The organism is Treponema bryantii (assembly GCF_900113965.1).
Classification (GTDB): Bacteria; Spirochaetota; Spirochaetia; order Treponematales; family Treponemataceae; genus Treponema_D; species Treponema_D bryantii_A.
Window position 1 is genome coordinate 87,982 of sequence record NZ_FORI01000004.1, and the last position, 19,802, is coordinate 107,783.

Here is a 19,802-nt window from a genome sequence, read left to right on the forward strand (position 1 = left end):
ATTTAAGCCTTCAAGACAGAAGAAATCAGTTTTTCATCAACTTCTTCAATTTGAATATCAGTGATTGCCTTGCAGATTATTAATCTGATTTTTTCTGAAATGTTTTTCTTGTCTGTACGCATGATTGTAATGAGACGCTCGCTAAAGCCACCGCCTTTTACAAATGATGGTACAGGATCTGTGTCCCAATTGTAGGCTTTAAGAATATCAAAAACTTCATCGCGGAATGCCTGCATGCAGTATTCTTTTTTATATGCAAGTTCAACAGCACGGCCAATTCCCCAGGCAACAGCAGCACCGTGAGTAATTGAACCAAGTCCTGCTACTGTTTCCAGAGCGTGACCAAAAGTATGACCAAGATTCAGATAAGCGCGAATTCCCTGTTCTGTAAAATCCTGTTCAACAATGCTTCCTTTTGCTTTTACGCATTTGTGAATGATTGTTTCAAGAGTTTTACTGTCACGGGCATTAATCTTATCTGCTTCATTCTTAAATAAATCATAAAGTTCTTTATCAAAGAGAAGGGCAGTTTTAAATGCTTCTGCAAGACCTGAGTTATACTGATTTTCTGGAAGATACTGAACAAATTCCGGGAAGTAGAAAAGCTTTGTTGCAGGGAAGAAGGTTCCAATGATATTCTTGTAATTTTCAAAATCACAGCCAGCCTTTCCACCAATAGATGCATCTACCATAGCAAGAAGGGTTGTAGGTACAAACTGAACGGAAGTTCCACGCTTGTAAATAGAAGCTGCGAATGCTGTGGTATCACAAATTACACCACCGCCAATACCAATGAAAATATCCTTGCGGGTAAAGTTAGCGTCAAAAGCAGCGCGTACAATATTCAATACGCTTTCAATTGTTTTATATGGTTCTCCTGAACCAAGAATCAAAAGACAGTCCTTTCCGCATACTCCATCATCAAACTTAGAAATAAAAGACTGCATGCATTCAAGGCTTGCAACTGTAGCATCGGTTACGAAAAAGCGGCGTCGTGTTTCTTTAGCTTCTTCTCCTTCAAAAAAGAGAGCAGCCAGATCCGGCCTTCCTGAAATGAAATTGATAAGAGATTTGTCGGTGCCCGAATGAAGGGCTGGATAAGAAATAGTGAAACTGTTTTGACTCATAATGAGCCTATTTTAGTATTTTTTATCCATTTCGTTAAGTTCTTTTATGTTTTTTTCCAGACGTTCTATTTCACGGTTGAGCATTTTCTCATAATCAAGCTTACCTTCTGCAATGCGCTCGCGCTCATCTTCCCAGTTCTGCTTTGCTGTTATAAATAAAAAGTTGAAAGAAGCCGAGTTAGCCTTTTCCTGCCAGACTTTAGCTTCCTGCCAGTAGTAAAGCCCAGCCTTATAGCAGGATAAAGCTTTTTCCATATTGCGAAGATATTCGTCTTTCCATGGTGCATCGTAAAAATAAATACACTTTTTGTCGTAGGTACGGCCAAGACGAAGGTGCTGTTCTATGAGTTTGAGATTTATATGCATCTGGAAAAGATATCTGTATTTTTCCCATTCTTTTTCAGTTGTGATTTTTGCGTCGGTAAACTGAGGATTGCAAAAATCTGCCTGAGCAGCTTTTTCAAGCCAGTAGATGTTTTCAATACAGTCGTCAGGATACTGCTGGTAATGAACGTGATAAAGCTTATACCAGTCTTCCTTGAATTTCACCATATAGGCGAATGTCGGAGTGGTGTGGATGAAGATAATGATAGATGTCAGAAGAATTGCAAATAAACGCTTTTTCACGATTAAATTATCGGAAAATATGAAAAATAGTTTAATAAACAGATTCTACGGAAAATACAGAAAAAAAGGGCGTAGTGGGAAAACATATTGCGCTGCCTCGAGGAGTTTTGGCGTTTAGCCATCGAAAACAATCCGAGGATTTTTGCGTGCAAAAACCGCAGGATTGTTAACACAAAAAACTAGCTCGCGAGCAGCACAATGTGTTTTCCCACGGGAGCCCGTTTTTTCTGTAAGATTTCAGTTTTTAATATATTCCCAGATTATTTTTGCAATATTCTCAATCGTATCTGCGGCATTAATTCTAACAATTTTCATACCAGTTTCGCCTGCAGTTTTTTCATATTCAGAAATCACTTTCTCATACTGTGCCGCAATAGCTTTCTGCTTTTCAATTGTTTCGTAGATTTCCTTATTTTCACCACGTGCATTAACACGTCCCAGCGAAATCTCAGGATTAATCTCAAAATAAAACAGAATTTCCGGCAATGGGAAAGGTGAGTTCAGCAGTCTTGGTAACTCATCACCACATGAAACTGACTGATAAGCCATGCTGGAAAAGAAATATCTGTCGCTTACAACGATTTTTCCGCTTTCGCATAGTTCTTTTACGCCCTTTTTGCCAAAAATGTGTTCACAGCGGTCTGCGGCAAAGAGATATGCGTTGGTTTTTTCATCAACACTGAACTCGCCACCAAGCATACGACGCAAAAAACGGCCGGTTTCACTGCCTGTTGGTTCTGCAGTAGCTACAAAACGGCCTTCGCAACAGCTGTTCCCGCGTTCTACAAGTTTTTTTATCTGTGTCGAGGTTCCAGCCCCGTCTATTCCCTCAAATACAATAAAGTTTTTCAAAATCATAACATTCATTATAAAGGGTTGTTTGTTTTTATACTATATTATAAACAAAAATTCCGATATAATAGATAGGCTAAAATGGGCTCATTATACAAAAACGGCCGTGTCCGCAGTTACATTATGATTCTCCTCGTCCTTGCAGCACTGCTGATTTCTGCCCCGGTAAAGAAAATCATTACCAGTGGCGTAAATGAAAGAATTAACGGCTTTACAACTCTGCTTCACGAAAAAACTGGGCTCAGCATCTCTTATGAAAAGCTTTCTCCATCTCTTCTTTCCAACTTTTATATTCACAATATCAAGGTTTTTGATGATGATGGAAATCAGCTGCTGTCTGTAAATAAAACAAGGATAACCTACAGTATTTTTAATCTGCTTAAAAAGGATTTACAGAAGGGGATTTCCAGCGTAGTTATTGATGGTATTAATCTTGATGTTGATGAACTTGTAAAACTGGCAGAAAAGTTCAGTACTTCAGGGGAGTCTTCACAGGGGCTTGCGGAAATCAAAAAGATTATTCCGGGTAATATCAAGCTTAAAAATATCTATCTTGAATATAACGATGAGAATGTCAGCGCGCTTTTGAACCTCAAAAATATTGGCGTAAGCAATTCTCTGAAAAAAAATACAATTGATATTCAGGCTGATGCGGTTTTGAATACCAAGATTGCGGCAATTAAGCGCAATATTTCCGGTAAACTTGCGCTTTCGGGCTCTGTAACTGATGTTTTTGACGGTTCTCAGCTTAATCTTAAGCTCCGCGACTTTACAGACGGTGATTTCAGGCTTAATAAACTGAATCTACACGCTTCTTACACCGGCGGCACTGTGGAAATGCACACTATTCAAGCGGTAAATCCTATTTCGCTTGGTGTTTTTTATGATTTTAATAAGGGCGACGTAAATGCTCAGCTTCGCCTTGAAAAGCTTAAGCCTCTTTCGCTGCTTACAATTAACTCTAAACAGATGGAACTCAGAAAGTTTCGCGACCTTACTGTCACAACAAACACTATCGTAAAGTGTAATATAAATAATAAAACTCTGAACTTTATTACAGACACAAATGCTTTAGTGCCTGACGAAGTTTTCCCTGGCGGAGCAGAGCTTAGTCTTTCACTTTATGGAGACGAAAAAAAGGCTGAATTAACTAAACTGTCTGTAAATGGAGAACGCTGTTCTGCCGCGGCCAAGCTTTCGCTGGTATATGATACTGCGCAGATTTCGGGATACATTGAAGTTCCGGAATATCAGCTTCCAAACGGAAATATCATTTCTACAGAAGTTTATTTTGACCCTCTTGATAAGGGCTTTATGGCTTTTTCTCCTCAGCTTTTTGTGGGTAACCGCTCTTTGTCTGCGCTTCAGCTTAAGGTTCTGCCTCAGTCAGACTCCTATGATTTTACCTTTGAGATTTATGATTACTCACATCTGGAAGAACTTGAGCCTGGAATGATTAAGGTTGACGGAAGTTATCTTAATGCTTCAAGTTATTTCCAGACAAATATCACTTTGAGCAGTCTTTATCTGGACAGTATGGCAGCACTTGCGGCTCAGTTCCTGCCGGAAGATGATGCTCAAACCGTTACTTCAATTCAGAAAAATCTTGAGCCGTATCTTTTATCTGGTGATATTTATGCATCAACAGACTTAAAGACCTTCTCGTATAATATTCCGTACGTTCTGCTTGCTAACACACAGGCCGATAACCAGGCGCTTATGTTTGCGCTCAACGGTACAGATTCAAGCATTCAGCTTAATCAGCTTTCCCTTATCGTTGGAAACTTTGCCCTTGAAGCCTCAGCTTCCCTGGACAGCGCACCGGATTCTTCAGATAAGTTCTTTACTGCAGATATTAATATAGATTCCATTCCATATCATTTCTCCGGAACAATCATGCCAGAAATCATAACAGTTACAGGCGATTACGGAACTGATATAGAAATGCGAATTAAGGAAAATAATGCCTTTGACGGACATCTTTTATTTAAGAGCATTCCGGTAAAGTTTCTGGATAAATCAATAATCTTTTCTACAGCTGCAAACTTTGCTTATGATAAGGAAAACGGCCCCTCTCTTCAGATATCTCAGCTGGAAGTTGAACTTGCAGATGGCAATGTTTCTGTAAATCCAAAGCTTGTAGTGTCGGGTAGTGCAACTAAATATGGCGCTCGAATGGACACAATTGCCTATTCAGACTTTTATTCAGTGCTTGAAGGTACAGCAGACGCCATTTTGAATATAAATGAAGATGTTTTTGATTCTATTGGTCTTGCAATGAATCTTCATAATCCTATTACTGATGAAATGATTATTATTGATGGAAGTATTTCGAACCCTGAACATCTTCCAATGACAAAGGATAATATCCTTAAATATATCTATCTGAATCTTCAGATGCAGCTTAAAAACTTCAGCCTCAGCCGCTTTGTAGAGCAGAGTAACGATAATAATATAATTTCTGGAATGCTTTTTACATCGGGAACGCTTGAACATCCTTACATCGCATTAAATGTAGATTCCCTCTCAGTTCTTGTCGCCGCTGAAATGCTTACAGGAAAAGGAAACATAGTAGTAGAAGACCGCGATATCACAATTTCAGATTTGAGCATTAATTATGATGGAATGGATTTCTCTAATATTCAGGCAACTGCATCACTTACAGATATGACTGTAAACGCAACCGGTGAGTTTAATTATGGAGTAATGGATAAAACTCTGTATGCACCGCTTACTTTGACAATGGATAATGCAATTGTTCCAGAGGGAAAACTGCTTCCAGATTCGTTTACAGTAACTCTTACAACGCCGGCGTTCGGCGGTTCTCTGATCAAAAAGCCGTTCCCGCTTTCATTCTCATTCCTTTATGCTAATGATATTTTCTCTATTTATTCTTCAGATAACTGCGGCCTTTATGGAACTTATACAAAAGACGGACTTCTTGAGCTGAACCTTGATAATAAGAACTTTATCTCTGCAAAAATGGATGGACTTGTAGACCTCAGGGTAATGAATCTTGAGATGTACGATATTTTAGTAGATATTCCGAAAGCCTGTGCAAATCTTAATATTGATGATCTTTTGGTTGCCGAAAGCGGTCTGTTTGCCGGAGACTTTGTAATTACCGGAACAATCAATGATCCGGAGCTTAACGGAAGTGCAAATATTGTTTCTCCGGTAATTAAATGCCCTATGGTATTCAATAAACAGAAAATATCTGCTCCTCAAATTTCAATGAATATCATAAGTAATGAAATTCAGATTCCAGAGACCATACTTTCATTAAAGAATAATCAGCGGCTCCTTGCGGCTCTTACTATATATCTTAATAAGTGGAATCTTGACCATCTGGAAGGCACCTTCAGTTCATATAAAACAGACCTCATTCCTGTCAACTTTAAGACAGACGTAGTTTCTCTCAACGGAAATGTTTCTTTGAATGTTGATATGTATATGGAAAATGATGTTGTTGAACTGACGGGTAATATTGCCGGTGAAAATGTAGACCTTGCCGTCCAGTTGTTCGCGCTTGCTAATCTTTCTTCGGGCGCGGAAGATATGGCAATGCCGGTACAGGTAGTTACAGACCTCGATATTACTCTTGGAACCCATGCTTCGGTACGTCTGGATCCAGTTTTGAGATGTGTTTTTGTTCCGAATACAACTATGAAGGTGGTTGTAAATCAGCCGGAAGATTTGTATATGATAGACGGAGAGCTTAAATTCAAGTCCGGAGACATTGCATATCTGAACAGAAGCTTCTATATAAAATCTGGAAATATTAAATTCAATAAAGATGATATTGCAAACCCGACAATTACTGTAAACGCAGAAACTCGCGAAAAAGATGACCGCGGACAGACAGTAAAAATCGTTATGGCTGTAGAAGAGCAGGAACTTCTGGATATGCAGCCTCGATTCTCATCAATTCCTGCAAAATCTGAAAACGAAATTCGTTCACTTTTAGGTCAGATTGTTATGGCAGATTCAGATACAGCCGGTGACTTCCTGTTTGCCGCATCAGACTATGCAATCCAGTCTACCGTAGTTCGCCAGGCAGAAAACAAGTTGCGGGATTTGCTTAATTTTGATATATTCTCTTTACGAACAAATGTATTGCAAAATACATATAACTATAGTATTGAAAGAAATTCTACAAAAGAAAAGATTTCTATTGGTAACTTTCTTGATAATACAACTGTTTATATAGGTAAATACCTCGGCAGTTCATTATATGTTGACGCCATGCTTCATGTATCTTTTGAAGATGGTGATGCAAATAATATTGCAGCTGCTGGTAAAATGTTGTTCCAGCCAGAATTTGGTATGGAACTGGAGTCTCCATTTGCAAATATACGTGTAAATATGGCTCCTGATATTAATGCTTTATTAAAAAATCAATTTGTTCCTTCTACGTCAGTAACGCTTTCATGGAAATACGCTTTTTGATGTGGGAAGTAGGAGTTTTTAATGTATCGAAAAGTTTTAGCAGCTCTTTTCTTAATGTTTGTATCTGTATTTGCACTTTCGGCACAGAGTGATGAATGGTATTGGAATCAGCCAATTTCAAAGATTGATTTCAATGGACTTAAGAATGTAAAAAAATCAGATTTGAATGGTGTTGTAAGTTCATATATTGATTCACCTTTTACAGATGAAGTTTATAACGATATTCTTGACCGTCTTTACAGTCTTGAATTCTTTGAGGATATTACTCCTTACGCAAAGCATGCTTCTAGTGATAAGTCAGATGTACTTCTCGTTTTTGAAGTAGTTGAAAGACCAACAATTAAAGACATTAACTTCCTCGGAAACCATAAAATCAGAAATGGTGAACTCCGCGAAACAATCAAAAATAAAACAAGTGATATTTATATTGAATCAAAAGTTCTTATTGATGAACGACTTATCCGTAACTTCTATCTTAAGAAGGGATATAACGCTTCATACGTAACTCATAGTATTGAAGAAACTCCTGAAGGAATTATCATCAACTTTGAGATTTCAGAAGGAAGCAGTTCTGTAATCCGCGAAATTCAGTTCTCAGGAAATACAATTGTTTCAAGCCGTGCTCTTAAAAGAAAGCTTGCCTTAAAGGAAGTTGGTCTTTTTAAGGACGGTGCATATCAGCCTTCTACAATGGAGCAGGATAAGCAGACTATTATTAAATACTATCAGGAACATGGTTATGCAGATGCCAATATTCTTGATGTAAAAATCGATACAACCTTCAATGAAGAAAAGCAGAGAGATGAACTTACAGTTCTCTTTGTAATTCAGGAAGGTGCTCAGTATACCTATTCAGGACTCAGAATTTCTGGAAATGAAGTTTTCTCAGAAAAAGAACTCCTCAAAAATAAAAAGCTCAAGGAAGGACAGATTTACAACGGAACAAAGTTCCAGGAAGATTTGCAGAATATCCAGAGCGTTTATCATGAAAATGGTTACATGATGAATGAGTTCTATACAGTTCCTGTAAAAGATTCTGACCGTCATGAAATTTCTTATGACATTACAATCAAAGAACATTCCCGCAGCCACATTGAAAACATCATTGTTAAGGGAAATACAAAAACAAAAGACTTTGTAATTAAACGTGAAATTCCTATTGAGCCGGGTGATACATTCTCTAATGATAAAATCATCAACGGTATGAGAAACCTTATGAACCTGCGCTACTTCTCAAGTATTGTTCCAGAAGCAAAGCAGGGTACAGAAGAAAACCTTGTAGATTTGATCTTCTCTGTAGAAGAGCAGTCTACTTCTTCGGTTCAGTTTGGTTTGACTTTCTCTGGTGCTACAGAGCAGGCGGGAAGCGCACTTCCAATCTCTTTGTTTGCAAAACTTGAAAACTCAAACCTCTTTGGTGAAGGTCGTACAATTGCAGCTGCTACAACAATTGCAACTGGTGAACAGTCAATTGACTTCTCTTATTCACAGAACTGGATTGGTAAATATCCTATTGCTTTCCATTCTGCAATTTCATTCAGCCATGCAAAAACAGCAAGCCTTGTAAACTTCTGGTCTCCTAATCTGGAACTGGTTCAAAACAGATACTATATGTCTTACCACGATTGGAGTACAACATTCAGTACAGGTCTTTCAAGAAGATGGACTCCTGACTATGCTGTAATTACTCTTGCCGGTGGTCTTTCAACTTCTTTGCAGCGCAATGTATTTGATGAATCTGTTTATGTTCCTGTTGAAACTACAGTTTCTTCTTATGCTAACCGCTGGGGTGTTTCTAACTCAGTTTATGGAAGTTTGTCTATCGATAACCGTGATTTGAACTATGACCCAACTAAGGGATGGTTCTTAAATGAAAGAGTTACCTGGTACGGTCTTATTCCAAACCTTGAAAAAGAATTCTTTATGAGATCAGATACAAAGCTTGAAGGATATCTTAAGCTCATTGATCTTCCTGTAACTGAAAACTGGAGCTTTAAGCTTGTTCTTGCAGGTTATACTGGTTTGTCTACAATCATTCCTGTTCAGAATGGTATTAATACTAAGAATGCACTTTATATCGATGGTCTTATTAATGGTCGTGGATGGAGTGAGGCCTATTCAGATGCAACTGGTCTTGCTATGCTTTCAAACAGACTTGAGCTTAGAATTCCAATTGTTCCTGGAATTGTAGGAATTGACGGTTTCTGGGATGCAGCTGCAGTAACTCCAAAACTTCAGGATATGAAGAACCTTGGTATTGATGACTTCTATTACAGCTTTGGACCTGGAATCCGCTTCCTTATTCCACAGCTTCCATTGCATCTCCTGTTTGCATGGAGATACAGAGTTGAAGACGGAAAGCCAAAGTTTGCTGATCAGCCATTCAACTTTGTACTTTCATTTAATATTGTGAACTATTAAATTTTGTTATAATATAACAGTAACGACGGTGGTTGAGCTTGTCGAAACCACCAGAAAAGGATTACGAAATGAAAAAAAATTTTAAGATAATTATTTCTCTTTGTATTTTTGCTCTTTGCAGTCTTCCTGCATTCTCTCAGCAGATTACAAAGTTTGGAGTAGTAGATACAGCAAAGGTTTACCAGGCTTATTTTACAAGTTCAGCTCCTATCAGAAGCTATGAAAAAAAGAAAGCTGAATTCCAGGAAGAAATTAACAATCAGGTTGAGCAGATTAAAAAGCTTCAGCAGAAAAAGGTTGAATTAACAAATTCCGGTAATGAAGCACAGGCTTTAAAGATTGAAGCAGAAATCACCAAGAAAACAGACTATCTCACTGAATATACAAACGCAAAAAACTTTGAGCTTGAATCTATGCAGAAAACTCTGCAGAACTCAGATGAATTTTACAAAAAGCTTTATAACACACTCGCTAAAATTGCAGAGAGTGGAAGCTACAGTATGATTTTGAGTCTGCAGGAATCAAATGCAATTCTATGGTATTCTTCTTCTGTAGATATTACCAATCAGGTTATTCAAGAGTTAGGATACTAAAATCAGGCCAGGATAAAGGAAATGGCTGACGAAGAAAATCTCACCCCGATGATGATTCAGTATCGGGGAATTAAAGAAAAATATAAAACCGAGATTGTGTTTTTTCGCCTCGGTGATTTTTATGAAATGTTCGATGAAGATGCGGTAGAAGTATCGCGTCTTTTGAATTTAACATTAACACACCGCGCTTCCAGACCTATGTGCGGTATTCCTTATCATGCAGCAAAAATCTATATTGCACGCTTACTCCGTCTTGGGAAAAAGATTGTTATCTGTGAACAGGTAGGTGAAATTCCAAAGGGCGGAAAAGGCATTACTGAACGCAAGGTAGTAGAAATAATTACTCCTGGAACTGCAGTAGAAGCTGAATATCTTGACGGTAACCGTGCAAATTATCTTGCAGCTCTTTCAATCTCAAAAGCAAAAGCAGGTTTCGCATTTATTGATGTAACTACCTCAAGCTTCCGTGCAACCTCATGGCCAGCTTCTAAGATGGCAGAAAACTTTGGAAAGGAATTAAACAGAGCAGCTCCAAGAGAACTTCTTCTTCCAGCTTCACTAAAAAATAATGAAGCAATAAAAACTGTTCTTTCTGCTTACGGTTCAATTTCTGTTTCTTATTATCCAGACTGGGATTTTTCTGCAGAGGTTTCATACAAAAAACTTATAGCTCAGTTTAAGACTGCTAATCTTAAAGCCTATGGTCTTGAAGAAGACAGCCCTGAAGTTGTTCCTGCTGGCTTCCTTCTTGATTATCTTGAAAAGACAACAAATGCCGCTCTTCCTCACGTAAGTTCAATACGTGTTTACAGTGACAGCGAATTTTTAATTATGGATGATTCTTCACGCCGCAATCTTGAAGTTATTTCAAATATGCGTGATGGAACTTCCCAGTATACACTTTTAGAATGCGTGGACTTTACAAAGACTGCTATGGGAGGAAGACTTCTCCGTAACTGGCTTTTGTTCCCGCTTACAAATCTTCGTCAGATAGAAGACCGTCAGAGCAAGGTTGCAAGCTTTGTAGAAAACCGTCAGCTGCTGGACAAAGTAAAAGCTGATTTAAGCGGTATCCTTGATGTTGAACGTCTTGCCGGCCGCATTGCAATGGAACGTGCTCATGCAAAAGATCTGCAGGCACTTCGTTTCAGTCTTGAAAGCTGGAGTCGCGTAAAAGAATATCTTGGTCAGTATGATTTTTCTTTTGTGTCTGATGAAAACAGTCATGCAATCTGTTCTCTGATTGAAAAAGCAATTCTCGATGATCCTGCAACTTCTTTAACTGACGGCGGAATTATTAAGGCAGGCTGGTCAGAAGAACTTGATCACTGGCGTGGTGTACACGATAACTTTAATCAGATTCTTGCAGAATACGAAGCAGAAGAAAAACAGAAAACTGGTATCTCAACACTTCGTGTAAAATATACAAACGCTGCAGGCTATTTTATAGAAGTCAGCAAGGGAAAGCTTTCAAGTGTGCCTTCGCATTTTATTATGAGACGCGCTCTTGTAAACGGTGACCGCTATACTACTGAACGTCTTCAGCAGCTTGAACAGGAACTCAACGAATCCTCAACAAAAATTCTTGAACTGGAGCGAGACCTTTTTGTTGAAATCAGAACTTCTCTTGCAAAATACATTCCTTATCTTCTTCAGATTGCAGATGAAATTGCAAATACTGATGCAGCCTGTTCTTTTGCACAGGCTGCAATTGAACATAACTGGGTAAGACCAGAAATTGAAGATACTCCATATTTTGATATTAAAGATGGCCGCCATCCGGTTGTTGAAAATCATCTTCCTACCGGAGAGTTTGTTCCTAATGATGCGCTGCTTTCTGCTAAAGATGAGGCGGTTCCTTCCTTCGCTTTGATTACTGGTCCAAATATGGCCGGTAAGAGTACTTACCTAAGACAGAATGCTCTTATAGCGCTTCTTGCACAGACAGGTTCTTATGTTCCTGCAAAATCTGCAAGACTTGGAATTGTTGACCGTATTTTCTGCCGTGTAGGTGCTTCAGATAACCTTGCAAAGGGTGAATCTACCTTCCTTGTAGAAATGACCGAAACTGCAAATATTCTTCATGCTGCAACCTCACGTTCTCTTGTAATTATGGATGAAGTAGGGCGTGGTACTTCTACAGAAGATGGTCTTGCAATTGCCCGTGCGGTTTCTGAATATCTGCTTGATACAATCGGCTGTAAAACTTTCTTTGCGACACATTACCACGAACTTTCAAGAATGGAACATCCTCAGCTCAAAATGCTTTGTATGGACGTTCTTGAAAAGAATGGTTCGGTTGTATTCCTTCGTAAGGTAAAAGAGGGTGTTACAGAAAACTCATATGGTATTCATGTAGCAAAGCTTGCTGGTATTCCGCAGAATGTTATAGACCGTGCCAATGTAATCCTTGCTCATATCCAGGAAATGGCAGCGGATAATCCTATCCTTCTTGATGATCTTCCAAAAAATACAAAGACAGGTGGAGCACAGGCTGCGCAGCCGGCACCTGTAACACCAGGACTTTTCAGCGATGAAGAAATTATTATTTCAGAGATTCTTTCAACTGATACAGATAACCTTACTCCGCTGAACGCCCTTCAGGCTATTGCCCGCTGGAAAAAAGCACTCTCCGGCCTTTAATATTTTTCATTTTTTTCTCAAAAAACTTCCGTTTTTCTTAATGTTTGCACCATAGTATATATGTGAGAAAAATATTTTTCGAAGTAAAACAATTCTTTGTTTCAGCATTACGACTCCTTTATGTTTTCATAAGCGGCGGGCGAAAATGTGCGGTATGCGGTTCTCTTGTGTTCTTAAGACCAGTCTGCAGTTCCTGCATGAAAAAGCATTTTTCTGTAAGTCGACTTCTTGAAAAAGAGCGGTGTGAATGCTGCGGCAGGGAGTTAATCAGCATGAAAGACAAATGCATGATTTGTCGTGAAAACCCGGTACTTAAAAATACCGACAGGGTTATTCCGCTTTTTTCTTACAGACTATGGAACAGAGAACTTATGTTCAGATGGAAAATGTCTGAAGAAAGAGAGTTTTCACCAATCTTTGCAAAGCTTTTATGTGAAGTACTTAGAAAAACAGACAACAGAGTAATTGTACCTGTTCCGCCAAGAAAGGGAAAAATCCGGAAAAATGGCTGGGATCAGATAGATGAACTTTGTTCTTTTCTCGAAAAACGCTATGGCTTTAAGGTACTGAAAATCCTTGAAAGAAATTCTTCGAAGCAGCAGAAAAAATTATCCCGCATTCAAAGATTGGAATCGATAAAGTCTGCTTATTCCCTATGTTCTTCTAAGGTAATTGACCGTGCCCTAAAGCCTTTTTCCGGCCGCCTGCCGAGTTCTGTATGCATTATCGATGATGTTTGTACTACAGGTTCTACTTTGGAAAGCTGTGCCGAGATCTTAAAAAAGGAGGGTATAACAGTTGTAAATGCGGTGACGCTTTTTACTGTGGATTGAAGAATTGCATTGCAAAACCTTGATTTTAGGAGTATTATTATAAGGATAGGTTTTATTATCTTGGAGGATCGCATGGCTAATGATGTACAGTATCAAATGGTAACGTTTCATCTTGGAGAAGAATTATATGGTGTTAACATCATGGATGTTAAAGAGATTGTAAGACTCCAGAATGTCCGCGTTATTCCTAATGCCCCATATTATGTTGAGGGTATTATCAATCTTCGTGGTGAGATTATTCCTATTATAGATTTGCATAAACGCTTCAAGATTCAGGCTTCTACAAAGTCTGAAGACATAGAAATGGAAGGTGGTTTTATTATCCTTAATATAGATGGTAGCAAAATCGGTATTATTATCGATAAAGTTGAGCGCGTTGTTACCGTAAAAGGTGAGGATGTAAAGGACCCTCCACAGATGTTAAGCGGAATCGGAACAGAGTATATCGAAGGCGTTGTACGCGAGGAAACAGGCTATCTTATTATGCTGAACACCCGCAAGCTCTTCAACGCTAAAGAATTACAGAAAATTATCGATATCCAGTAAATTAAATGATACAGACTTACAGTACAACTATTCGTAGAAAAGAAATGGATGCGGTTTTAACCTGCATGGTAGACGAAAAAATTGGTCCCGGCGAGTTAAACGCAAGATTGATCCAGACGGTAAAGGAATTTACTAAATGTGACGGCGCAGTAGCTCTCAGAAGCCCTGCAATCGCTTTAAAATATGCTTTACAGGCCCTTGATTTTGAAAAGGGCGGAAAGATTATGATTTCGGCTCTGGCTCCAGCCTGGCAGTATCAGACTGTTGAAAGCCTTGGATATGAGCCTCTCGTACTTGATGTAGACGAGGTTTCTGGCCTTGTAACTGCAGAAATTGTTTCCAAAGGAATCCAGGCTGGTGGACGTCTTCTTATTCTTCATGAAACAGAAGGTATTCTCCCAGATTTCGAAGGCATTATGGCTCTTGGTATTCCTGTAATCGAAGATATTTCACAGAGCGCAGGTGCATCAGTTCCAGTAAAGAATGCTGAAGGTGTACCAACAGAAGAACGTAAGCTTGCTGGTTCTTTTGGTATTTACACAATTATGGGACTTGAAGAACGCGATGTTCTTACAGCCGGTGGTGGAGCTGTGCTTATGGCACCTGGCCGCCGTGAATGGATTGTTCTTAAGAAGTTCTCTGATGCAGCACCTCTGACAGACCTTTTACCTGATATTAACTGTGCACTTGCATGGGTTCAGGTTCGTGAATATCCTCGTAACGAAAAGACAAGAAAGGAACTGTTTTCTATGTTCCATCAGGCTTGTCTTATTGGCCGTCATAAAATGTATGCACGCGAAATGGAAGAGGGCTCTACTATGAGCTGTTTCCCATTAATTCTTGCAAGTTCATTTAAGGACGTTAAGCAGTATGCTTCAAGAAAAGAAATTGAAGTTCAGCTTGCATATGATAACTCTGTAATTGCCTTAAAGGATGAATTGTCTGAATCCTGCATTCATGCAAAATCGCTTTATCTGCGCTGTGTTCATATTCCGCTTTATCCGCGTTTGACTCACGCAGAGAGTGCAAAAATTGTTAAGGTTTTGAGCTCCCTGCCATAAAAAAAGGAACGAATGAAAAAGGCTCTTTTAATTATAAATGTAAGCAAAGATGAATCGATGACTCTGGCACAGGAAATTGCAGAATACCTTTCTAAAAAAGGTATTGAACATGATTTTCTGAGCTTTGACGGCTTTGTTGATAATACAGATTTTAAGGGCTATGATTTTGTAATTTCTCTTGGCGGCGATGGAACTGTTCTTTACGCTGCCAGAAATGCCTCTAAATACGGGCTTCCTGTTTTTCCTGTAAATCTTGGTGAATTCGGCTTTATTGCTTCTGTACAGCCAGATGAATGGAAGAAAGAACTCAAAGTTTTCCTGGACGGTAAATCCTCTTTTGAAAAGAGATCAATGCTTAAGGTTGAAGTTCTTAGAGAAGGAAAGAAAATCTATTCTTCTCTAAGTCTTAATGACGCTGTTATTTCAACTCAAAGAGGAGTATCTACTGTTATGCTTTCTGTAAAACGTAATTCACTTCCTCTTTGCCGCTTAAAGGCAGACGGCCTTATTTTAGCAACACCAACAGGTTCTACAGCTTATTCTGCAGCTGCGGGGGGACCAATTGTTTCTCCTGATCTGGAAGCATTTGTTCTTACTCCGCTTAATTCATTTTCACTTTCAAGCCGCCCGGTTGTATTAAGCCCGGACAGCGTTCTTGAAGTAACTGTAGAAAAAAGCCGTGCAAAAGATATGTTTTTCACAGTAGACGGACAGGAACCTTTCCCAATTAAATGCGGAGATATTATTTCGGTAGTTTTGAATAAAAAGAAAGCAATGCTTGTAGCAGGCTCCGCAGAAAAATTCTATAACGCGCTCAGATCAAAATTAAACTGGTCGGGGGTACCTCATGCTTGAAGATTTAACCATTAAAGATTTTGCACTTATAGATTCAGACTATCTGGAATTTACAAAAGGTTTTACAGTTTTATCTGGTGAAACAGGTGCTGGTAAATCCATTTTGATTGGAGCGCTTTCATTTTTGCTTGGCGGTAAGGCAGATGTTCAGCAGATTCGAGCCGGAAAAAAAGAGGCTAGTGTAAGCGGAACCTTTTTGATTCCTTCAGGACTTCCAGTCCGCACTGAATATACAGATGAAGATGAGCCACGCAATGCACTTGAATGGCTTTCTTTCCACGGTATTGAAATTGAAAATGACCGTGTTCTCTTACGCCGTATAATCCGCGATACAGGAAAAAATGGTGCCTGGATTAATGATACACCGGTAACCCGCGGAGACCTTGCACAGTTTTCAGCTTTTCTTGTAGATATTCACGGCCAGCATGAGCATCAGTCGCTCATGAAAGTTGCTGAGCACAGAAAATATCTTGATGCCCGAGCCGGAATTACAGCAGAAGTTGAAGCCTTTACTCAAAAATATGCAGAACTTGTACAGAAGAGAAAACAGCTTGCTCAGTACAATATGTCTGACAGTGAGCGTCTTCGTAAGCTTGATATGATGACCTTTGCTGTTCAGGAAATTACAGAGGCTAAACTAAAGCCACATGAAGATGCCGATCTTGAAGACGAACAGGCTCGTCTTGCTTCATATGAAAAGATTTATTCAGATGTAGATTCAATCAACCAGCTTCTTTCAGATGATGAAAATGGTGTAATTGGTCTTTTGAAAAAGATTCGCAGAGACTCAAATCACGTTACAGATCTTGATAAATCTCTTGCAACTCTTGATGACCGTGTTGAATCTGCCTTTTATGAGCTTTCAGATATCGCCCAGGAGTTTTCTTCATATCAGAATGCCCTGGTTTATGATCCTTCAAGACTTGCTGTTGTAGAAGAAAGACTTTCACTTATCTACAACCTTAAGAAAAAATATGCAGAGTCTGTAAACTCTTCTCTTAGTCAGGTGTTTGCATATCTTGAACAGGCCCAGAAGTTTATTGAAGAAAATGCTGATGGAAACAGTCGTCGCGAAGCCCTCATGGCAGAAATCAAAGTGCTTGAAAAAGAAGTGCTTGAAGATGCAGAAAAGCTTTCAAAAGCCCGCAAGGCAGCAGCTTCTACAATGAATGAAGAAGTTGATCAGATTCTTGCAAAGCTTGGAATGAAGGGAACAACCTTTGCCGTACAGATTAATCAGAAGGCTGGCAGCGATGTTGAACAGCTTTGTGGTCCGTATGGTAAAGATGATATAGAGTTTATGATTAGCGCAAATCCAGGAAATCCTCCGCTTCCTCTTGCAAAAATTGCTTCTGGTGGTGAACTTTCCCGAGTTATGCTTGCGCTCAAAACAATTTTTGCCCGTACAGACAGCGTAGAAACTCTTGTATTTGATGAGATAGATACAGGTATTGGTGGAGAAGTTGCCGTTGCAGTAGGTGCTCATATGAAGAATTTGTCTAAAAACAGACAAATTTTCTGCATTACACATCTAGCGAGCATCGCAGTTTATGCCGATAATCAGATTAAGATAGAGAAGAGTGTCTCTGGAGAAATTACCTCTTCAAATGTTTATCCAGTGGAAGGCGAAGCTCGTGTGGCTGAAATTGCACGTATGCTTTCCGGTGATTCTGATACATCGCAGTCTCTGGAGCATGCACGTTCTCTTCTTGCTAAATATAGCGGAGGTAACTGATGTCAAAGATCTCAGAAGAAACAAGACTTCATTTCAGCGAGGCAATTCAGCCTTACAAGGGAAAAATTACTGCAACTCTCGAAAAAGAAAAGACCATGCTCAATGGTATGCATAAGGGTGATATTGATTACGAAAATAAAAAACTCCTCTTATGTGAAGATATGATTTATGCAGCATCTCTTTATATGGCACAGAACAGTCTTTCACTTCGTCTTATGGAAGTAAAGAACAATGATGCCCTTAATGATGCGCGTAAGCTTTTATATAAGGCAATTATTTATCTTGAAGAGATTGTTTCTGATACTATTGATGTTCCTTATGCTGATCTTACACCTCTTCTGGAACCAATTCATAATGTACCTATTATCCGCCGTTATACAATTATCCGTAAGCTCGGACTTGCAATTACCATGCTTAAAGATGCTTTCGGTGATAACAGTAAATGGAAATGGTCATTTGTAGAACTTGAAGGACGTTTCGCAACAGTTTCAAAGAACTTTATTGATATGAAGGCTGCATACAAGGATTATTTTGATCCTTCATGTGGTGAGTATGAAACAACAGTCCTCTATATCAGAATGATTCAAAAACAGCTGAATGATTCTGCAACTGCATACCGTGATAAATACGAGCTTTCGACACGTCGTATTGATGACATGCGAAATGCTATTAAATATCTGCTTGCACTCCGCAAGCTTTATATCGCTATAGGCGACTCAAATCAGGCAGAAGAAGTAAAGAAAAAGGCTGTTGTCTGGAAAGATAAGATGGACGCAGACCATAAGGCCGGCTTGAGTAACTAACGGAATTTAACATGAATAAGAAACTCGCACTGAAAATCTTCGAAGGATTCTCAATTCAACGATGGAATGATTTAATCCGTCCTTTTGACCTTGTAGAAATGGACAAAGCAGCGGAAAAAATGGTTCTTGCATACATCATTGGAAAATACGAAGAAAACAAAGGAAACTACATCGACTGGAAATGGATGATTTATGCTTCTTTGTTTGACCTTCTGCGTAAGATTTCTCTGTGTGACATTAAGGCTCCTGTTCAGCAGATGCTGCGCCGTCAGTTCCCGAATGAATACATGCATCTGAATGAATGGGTTTTGAATCAGTACAAACAGATTATGCCTGATGAACAGTTGTTCTCTGAATTTACAATTTACGTAGGACGACAGGCAGGATCTTTCCCTGTTCCAGAAGAATTAAAAACTTCAATGGATGTTTACCGTGCTGCTCACAAATATTCAACAATGCGAGAGCTTGAAATGCTTGCTGTTGTAAACGAAAAAGAGCGTCTTAAGAATATCCGTAATGATCTTGAAGCTGAGATTCAGCCTTATCTTTATCTTGAAGGATTGCAGAAGTTAGTAACACATCAGAAAGCTTTTGATTTTATCCTTAAAATTGAACAGCTTCGTTTCCAGACAAGATGGAATCAGACTCCGCGTATTCCTGCGACTTCTGTATTAGGACACTGTTTCTACGTTGCAATCATGACTCTTTTACTTGGCCGTGAATCAAATCCAGATATGTGCGACCGCCGTGTAATCAATAATTATTTCAGTGCATTATTCCACGATCTTCCAGAATCTGTTACCCGTGATATTATTTCGCCTGTAAAGACTGCTACAGATGATTTACCAAATATCGTAAAGAAGATTGAAGATGAAATTGTAAGCAAAGAACTTGTTCCGTTGATGGAGCCGTTCTTTGCAGATGAATTGATTTATTACACAAGTGATGAGTTTACAGACCGCATTCTCGATAAGAAGGGTAAAATAGTTCACGTTTCCTGGGAAGATTTGAACAAGAAGTATAATGCAGCAGAGTTTGAGCCAATTGACGGACGTCTGGTTAGAATCTGTGATCATTTTTCTGCGCTTATGGAAGCTGATATTTCTATTAAGCATGGTATTACTTCGGAGCATCTTACTAAGGGACGTGACGGTACGCTTGCGCATTATAAAGAAAATGAAATTATCAGCGGTATTAATGTAAATAAATTATTTACAGAAATAGTTAGTGATTAACTATGTAAATAAATTTGCCGAT

The 19,802-nt window shown here is 39.0% G+C and carries 14 protein-coding genes; 11 read left to right on the forward strand and 3 right to left on the reverse strand.

Going from position 1 to position 19,802, the window contains the following annotated elements:
* Nucleotides 1-2: 2 nt before the first annotated feature.
* The 3 genes from BM161_RS06425 to tmk form a co-directional block, all read right to left on the reverse strand.
* Complete coding sequence (locus BM161_RS06425; protein WP_074931188.1) at nucleotides 3-1,127, reverse strand: 3-dehydroquinate synthase; 1,125 nt, start codon at nucleotides 1,125-1,127, stop codon at nucleotides 3-5.
* Nucleotides 1,128-1,139: 12 nt separating this feature from the next.
* Nucleotides 1,140-1,754, reverse strand: coding sequence for a hypothetical protein (locus tag BM161_RS06430; protein WP_074931189.1), 615 nt, complete (start codon nucleotides 1,752-1,754; stop codon nucleotides 1,140-1,142).
* Between the two features lie 237 nt (nucleotides 1,755-1,991).
* Complete coding sequence (tmk, locus tag BM161_RS06435) at nucleotides 1,992-2,612, reverse strand: dTMP kinase (RefSeq protein ID WP_074931190.1); 621 nt, start codon at nucleotides 2,610-2,612, stop codon at nucleotides 1,992-1,994.
* Nucleotides 2,613-2,687: 75 nt separating this feature from the next.
* On the opposite strand from tmk, the gene BM161_RS06440 reads away from it, so the two are divergent.
* The 11 genes from BM161_RS06440 to BM161_RS06490 all read left to right on the forward strand — a co-directional run bounded on the left by BM161_RS06440 (nucleotide 2,688) and on the right by BM161_RS06490 (nucleotide 19,780).
* Nucleotides 2,688-7,055 (forward strand): translocation/assembly module TamB domain-containing protein, encoded by a 4,368-nt coding sequence (locus tag BM161_RS06440; protein ID WP_074931191.1) that lies wholly within the window; start codon nucleotides 2,688-2,690, stop codon nucleotides 7,053-7,055.
* A 21-nt stretch (nucleotides 7,056-7,076) separates the two neighbouring features.
* The gene (bamA, locus tag BM161_RS06445; RefSeq protein WP_074931192.1) at nucleotides 7,077-9,476 is read left to right on the forward strand and encodes an outer membrane protein assembly factor BamA; all 2,400 of its coding nucleotides are present in this window, start codon (nucleotides 7,077-7,079) and stop codon (nucleotides 9,474-9,476) included.
* Between the two features lie 68 nt (nucleotides 9,477-9,544).
* A complete protein-coding gene (locus BM161_RS06450; RefSeq protein WP_074931193.1) occupies nucleotides 9,545-10,069 on the forward strand; it encodes an OmpH/Skp family outer membrane protein in 525 nt (174 codons plus the stop codon).
* Between the two features lie 21 nt (nucleotides 10,070-10,090).
* The gene (mutS, locus tag BM161_RS06455; protein WP_074931194.1) at nucleotides 10,091-12,712 is read left to right on the forward strand and encodes a DNA mismatch repair protein MutS; all 2,622 of its coding nucleotides are present in this window, start codon (nucleotides 10,091-10,093) and stop codon (nucleotides 12,710-12,712) included.
* 272 nt (nucleotides 12,713-12,984) lie between these two features.
* Nucleotides 12,985-13,545: a ComF family protein gene (locus BM161_RS06460; protein ID WP_074931195.1), complete on the forward strand. Its 561-nt coding sequence runs from the start codon at nucleotides 12,985-12,987 to the stop codon at nucleotides 13,543-13,545.
* A gap of 72 nt (nucleotides 13,546-13,617) precedes the next feature.
* Nucleotides 13,618-14,091 (forward strand): chemotaxis protein CheW, encoded by a 474-nt coding sequence (locus BM161_RS06465; protein ID WP_074931196.1) that lies wholly within the window; start codon nucleotides 13,618-13,620, stop codon nucleotides 14,089-14,091.
* Nucleotides 14,092-14,096: 5 nt separating this feature from the next.
* Nucleotides 14,097-15,152, forward strand: coding sequence for a DegT/DnrJ/EryC1/StrS family aminotransferase (locus BM161_RS06470; RefSeq protein ID WP_074931197.1), 1,056 nt, complete (start codon nucleotides 14,097-14,099; stop codon nucleotides 15,150-15,152).
* A gap of 12 nt (nucleotides 15,153-15,164) precedes the next feature.
* Complete coding sequence (locus BM161_RS06475) at nucleotides 15,165-16,007, forward strand: NAD(+)/NADH kinase (RefSeq protein ID WP_074931198.1); 843 nt, start codon at nucleotides 15,165-15,167, stop codon at nucleotides 16,005-16,007.
* Complete coding sequence (recN, locus tag BM161_RS06480; protein ID WP_074931199.1) at nucleotides 16,000-17,742, forward strand: DNA repair protein RecN; 1,743 nt, start codon at nucleotides 16,000-16,002, stop codon at nucleotides 17,740-17,742. Before BM161_RS06475 ends, recN begins: the two co-directional genes overlap by 8 nt.
* Nucleotides 17,742-18,545, forward strand: coding sequence for a hypothetical protein (locus BM161_RS06485; RefSeq protein WP_074931200.1), 804 nt, complete (start codon nucleotides 17,742-17,744; stop codon nucleotides 18,543-18,545). The genes recN and BM161_RS06485 overlap by 1 nt, the downstream gene beginning before the upstream one ends.
* 11 nt (nucleotides 18,546-18,556) lie before the next feature.
* The gene (locus BM161_RS06490; protein WP_074931201.1) at nucleotides 18,557-19,780 is read left to right on the forward strand and encodes an HD domain-containing protein; all 1,224 of its coding nucleotides are present in this window, start codon (nucleotides 18,557-18,559) and stop codon (nucleotides 19,778-19,780) included.
* Nucleotides 19,781-19,802: the final 22 nt, after the last annotated feature.